The organism is Nostoc sp. CHAB 5715 (assembly GCF_020829685.1).
GTDB lineage: Bacteria > Cyanobacteriota > Cyanobacteriia > Cyanobacteriales > Nostocaceae > Nostoc.
In genome coordinates, this window is sequence record NZ_JAIVFR010001179.1 from 1 (window position 1) to 2,064 (window position 2,064).

General features: G+C 43.9%; 2 protein-coding genes. One reads left to right on the forward strand and one right to left on the reverse strand.

Translation table 11 applies throughout. The annotated features are described in order from the left end of the window. Nucleotides 1-457: 457 nt before the first annotated feature. Nucleotides 458-1,726 carry an FGGY-family carbohydrate kinase gene (locus LC574_RS37435; RefSeq protein WP_229458670.1) on the reverse strand — a complete coding sequence of 423 codons (1,269 nt, stop codon included), beginning with the start codon at nucleotides 1,724-1,726 and terminating at the stop codon, nucleotides 458-460. A 199-nt stretch (nucleotides 1,727-1,925) separates the two neighbouring features. Here LC574_RS37435 and psaM point away from each other — a divergent pair, with 199 nt between their 5' ends. Beyond that, nucleotides 1,926-2,015 (forward strand): photosystem I reaction center subunit XII, encoded by a 90-nt coding sequence (psaM, locus tag LC574_RS37440; RefSeq protein ID WP_229458671.1) that lies wholly within the window; start codon nucleotides 1,926-1,928, stop codon nucleotides 2,013-2,015. The last annotated feature ends 49 nt before the right edge of the window (nucleotides 2,016-2,064 follow it).

The following is a 2,064-nucleotide window of genomic DNA, read 5'->3' on the forward strand; positions in this document are numbered from 1 at the left end:
TATTGGTTAAAACCTCGCCCGAGGTTAAGCGAAACTAGTATTAAATATTCAACAATAATTAAAACTCTATCCCTTTATGGGTAGAGTATTCTGAATTCTGAATTCTGTATTCTGACTCCTTTTTATTAAACTCAGTACGATGAAATGACTAGTTACAGCAATTAAATCAGGCGATCGCAGCCTCACCTTTTCCCTAGATGATAATCTTGATCGCGCAGGTCAAACCTTCTTAAAAAACCTTTTTCTCCTAATCCCCTCAGAACTCACACCAATAATTAGTAAAGGGGACAGATGACATTCGCTTGCTGCGAAGCACCCATCCCCGAATAGCTGCCCAGATCATGAACCTGGAATCTATAGTCCGGTATCTAATAATCACAGTATCGGCCGAGATATGTTGATTGTCACTGGGATAGATACTGATTTACGAAATACCTACGAAAAGATTGTTACACAATTACTCTTGTTCACCTTTACTTCCGCCTCCCATCGCCAACAGCGCCGTTCCGTAAGCTGCTTCTGTGTACACTGACGCTACTACAGGAACCTGCAAATGACGCGCCCTAATCGCAGTCCAAGTTTCATTCGCCGCGCCACCGCCAGCAGTATAAACACGGCTCAATTTGTCTGCGCCCATTTGCTGTAATAATTCATACCCTCGCGCTTCTATGCGGGCAATACTTTCTAATAACCCATGCAAAAATTCCACTGGATTATCTGGGCGTGGTGACAATCGTGGCGGTAAATTGGGATCATTAATCGGAAAGCGATCGCCTACCTTCAACAACGGATAATAATCTAACTCGCTGGCTTTTGATGCATCAATCTCTAGGCTAAGGCTTTCTAACTCAGCGTTTGTGAAAAATTGCTTTAGTACTGCACCTCCAGTATTAGAAGCACCCCCAGTCAGCCATAAATCCCCCAGACGATGGCTGTAAATCCCATATCTGGCATCTTCTTGGCGGGTACGACTTAATAACTTGAGTACCAACGTTGAACCAAGGGAAGTCACGGCTTCACCAGATGATTTTGCTCCACTGGCGAGAAAAGCGGCAATACTATCAGTTGTACCTGCACACACCAGACAATCACGGCAAAAACCGAACTTATCCGCAATTTCAGGACGCAATTCGGCAATCGGAGTACCAGGAGGTAAAACTTTGGGTAGCTGAATCGGTATTTGCAGCAATTCTTGCCATTCTGGGTATTTCAACTCTTCTACGTCATAACCCAGCTTTAAAGCATTATGGTAATCGCTAATACCCAACTGTCCATGTAGGAGAAACGCCAGCCAATCTGCTTGATGCAGGAAATATCTAGCTTCACTAAAAGAGGGTAATTGCCTCATCCACAAAAGTTTGGCTAGGCTGGAGGTGGCACTCAACACTGTATGATTGGGGGGTGCGATACTCCTCAAATGCTCTAGCACCAATGATCCCCGTGCATCATTGTATAGCAATGGTGCATCTGTTGGATTGCCAACAGCATTCACCAGCAAGACGGTGGAAGAAGTACCATTAATTGCGATCGCTTTAATTTCTCGCCGCAATTGCTTAGGTATTTGTTCCACCAGTACAAACAAAGCCTCCTGCCAAATTTTTGGTGTAACGGCGGCTGGTGAGTCCTGGAAGGGATATCGCACCTGTGCCTGGATGCTAGCTTCCTCATCTACCACCATACCGCGTGCGCCAGAAGTGCCAAAGTCGATACCCAAATACAAATCCATAGTTTTATGAATTTTTTTAATAAAGAATCACTAAGGATTACTGATTAATAACTGCTTTTGTTGCATCTTGTAACAAGATATTCCACAATCTTGGCAAAACAAGGAAAAGTAGTAAACGAACTGTTCAAAATCTATTCAGGTTAGGAGGTTTTCAGCCATGCCTATCTTAGATACTCTGTACATCGCTCAGATATCTTCCATCTCAGATACTCAAGTCGACATCGCTCTAGTTGTGGCCGTGATCCCAGGAGTTCTAGCTTGGCGATTAGCCACAGAACTTTACATATAAGCCTACGATGTGACACAGTTAAAAAGCTAATAATCCTGGCAGTACGGGG